Annotated in this window: 2 protein-coding genes and 1 pseudogene; 2 read left to right on the top strand and 1 reads right to left on the bottom strand. The window is 38.8% G+C overall.

The genetic code is table 11. From position 1 onward, the window contains the following. Nucleotides 1–134: 134 nt before the first annotated feature. Together Q4591_RS19920 and Q4591_RS20190 are read left to right on the top strand one after the other, a co-directional pair. Nucleotides 135–347, top strand: a pseudogene (locus Q4591_RS19920) (IS3 family transposase); the annotation flags it as partial. A gap of 45 nt (nt 348–392) precedes the next feature. Beyond that, nucleotides 393–512: a transposase gene (locus Q4591_RS20190; protein ID WP_368501233.1), complete on the top strand. Its 120-nt coding sequence runs from the start codon at nt 393–395 to the stop codon at nt 510–512. Between the two features lie 78 nt (nt 513–590). Here the strand turns inward: Q4591_RS20190 and Q4591_RS19915 are convergent, their stop codons facing one another. Further along, on the bottom strand, nt 591–2,432 hold the full coding sequence (locus Q4591_RS19915; protein WP_303462584.1) for a DUF3413 domain-containing protein: 1,842 nt from the start codon (nt 2,430–2,432) through the stop codon (nt 591–593). Between the last annotated feature and the right edge of the window lie 346 nt (nt 2,433–2,778).

The following is a 2,778-nucleotide window of genomic DNA, read 5'->3' as shown; positions in this document are numbered from 1 at the left end:
TACCGAAAATTAAGTAATAACTAAAGCCTAGTAGAGTGTTTAACATTTAGCCAACTAGAATGGGTGGCCTTGTTATTATTAGTAGAGAGTTTGATATAAAGCCATTAATCATGGGTGGCCATGTTATTTATTTTTGGTACAACAACGAGCATCGCCATAGCAGGATTAAGTTTGTGACACCAAACTAGAGGCATGATGGTCTTGATATGGGAATACTGGCGAAGCGAAAAGCGTTGTATCAGACAAAAAGAAATGAACATCCAGAGCGATGGTCAAAAGAAGAGCGAAACTGGCAGCCAATAGGCGCTGTGGAGTTAAATCCAGAGCAACATAAAGAAGCTGCTTAACAATTTAGGCGACAACTGTCTTGAAAAACGCCGCTAGCGCGATTCGTGAAGCACAAAAAAGTCGCTTCAATGCTGAGCCCGTTGTATCAAGCAATAAAATATGCCTTAAAGAAAGCGACCTTGATTCATGCTGATGAAACCTCTCATTTTTTTACTTCAAACTGATAATGAGTTTAAGAATTATCTTCATACCGGCATCAAGGTCGACATATACGCATCCCATTACACTCATTTACTTTGCCATTAATGACTAAAGCGACTGAGCTGTTCTAGCGCCTCTTGCAGATGTGCATAATTTACCGACTGATTTTTTAATTCTCGGTTAGTTTTATCCATTAATGAGTAATCACCGCTACCAAAAACTTCTAATATTGTCTCTTTAGTAATAACGGCATAACCACTGTACTTTGAAGTAATAAGCCAATCTCTGAGGACTTCCTCACCTAACAAGTCTTCCCCTGTAGAGTAATCACTCAGTGGGTTTTTAACACCTAAATAGTTTTTCATCAAAGTAGGTACTAAATCATTATGGCTCGTTAGTGTTTCAAGATTCCAGGGGGTTGAGTCTCGATTGAACCCTGGGCCGAAGACAAGAAATGGAACCTGAACTTGAGCGTTGGTAAAATTACTATTATGTCCCCAGAAGTTCAGCTTATTGTCATTCATTTCCTCACCATGATCACCGGTAATAATAACGAGGGTATTTTCAAGCTCACCTGACGACTTTAGCTCATCGAAAACTTGTTTTATTAAGCTATCAGTATAATGAGCGCAGGTTTTGTATAGGTTAAAGTACAGCTCTGGATTGGTGTCGTTATTCAACTCGAGATGGTTAACTTTAGACCACATTGGTTCAAATTTATGCTCATAATTCGTTGGGAAATCATAACCGTGTACAGAATCATAAAACAAAAATGAAAATGCTGACTTTGATTTATCTCTAGCTTGATTCCACTTAACCCAATCCATTGTTAAATTTTGGTCTAGCTCTGCAGGTGTCTGCCCAATGGAACCCAACCTTAAATTCGGCACACTCGCAAATACGGTTTGATCAAACTCTGGTTTATTTAGGCGTGCAGCGGAAAAAACACCAAGTTCATAGTCAAGTTCTTGCATTCTTTTAATCAGCAATGAAGGCTGATGATTTGCAAGAAAAGCATGCCAATACGTACCTGGTATGCCGTAAAATAATCCGAAAATACCGGTTCGAGTCGAATTACCTGATGCCATATGGTTTTCAAATACAGCGGCTGATTGAGATTGAGCTAACTCCCACAAATTAGGTGTTATCTCTTGATTAAACGAGTCGGCACGCCATGAATCAATCACCAAAACCAGTATATTCGTTGGTGTATCTACTGCTACCGTTTCTAATGGCGATAATGGATAGTTTAAGTCGTTCTTAGTATTCATACTCATAGACTTTTGACGGTCAATAGCATCTTGATCGATCCAACCCTGCTTGCTCATGAACTCATTCGCAGTTGCAGGATAAAATAGAGGTAGATAGCGTTTAACGTTTGTCACTGGTTGATAGACGTTTGCAGCCGCCCAAATATGGATAGAATTCATCGCCAGCAGTGATAGAAATACGAGAGCCGTGAACTTTCTGCCTAACTTAAGTGATAAGACGTGCGGGTGGGTATCCAACCAACGCACCAAGAAATATTGAGCCAAAAATAACGCGACGATACTCGCAATTACAATAGTCCATACGCTTAATGGAAAACTAACCACTTGACCAGAAAGGACTAAATCTAAAACTACAGCATTTATATGAAAACGATATAATGCAAAAACATCAGTATCTATAAATAAGATCGCTAAACCAACCGAAGCTAATAAGGCTTGCAATAGATTCCTTGGTAAAGCAGGTAATGGTAAGAATACTATGGATAAAGCACCTAATACACCCGCTAATAAGGCCATTTGTCCAATCGTAGACACTATAATGAATGCGCCACCAAGCAGATCTGTTGGCCACTCAGGCAGAAATGCGAAATAACGCAAAGAAATAAGCATAGCTAACAGTGCGTTGATCATGATAAACCACCCATGTGAGTGGAGTTTACGTTTAAAAGTCATTTACTTAGTCGCTCTAGTCGGAATTTGTCATTAATTTGGGGAGGGTATGGATGAAGCGTTATAATTATTTCGCCAAAAATAATCCAACGAAAAAGACCATGTTTGGCTAAAGTTAATCGAAAAATTCTGATTTCTGCTACTTCAATTAACATAAGTGTTCACCAAGTCCTATTTACAAGAAATGTGTGAGCTTAGGCACATGTTCCCATATTAAGTATTGAGTGATCGTTTTAAGGCTTCATCATGGTTACATGACTAGCCGGTAATAGATAGCCACCCATTATTTTGAAGTTATAACATAACGCCTTTCATTTTGAGTTGCCAACACCAACATTCATTTACTGAT

The sequence above is a fragment of the Shewanella sp. 3_MG-2023 genome (assembly GCF_030548765.1).
In the GTDB taxonomy this organism is placed as follows: domain Bacteria; phylum Pseudomonadota; class Gammaproteobacteria; order Enterobacterales; family Shewanellaceae; genus Shewanella.
This window is presented reverse-complemented; position numbering and strand designations above follow the sequence as displayed.

What these genes read in the sequence shown, in the direction of transcription:
- Q4591_RS19915 (WP_303462584.1), bottom strand. Translation starts at nt 2,432, where the DNA reads ATGACTTTTAAACGTAAACTCCACTCACATGGGTGGTTTATCATGATC.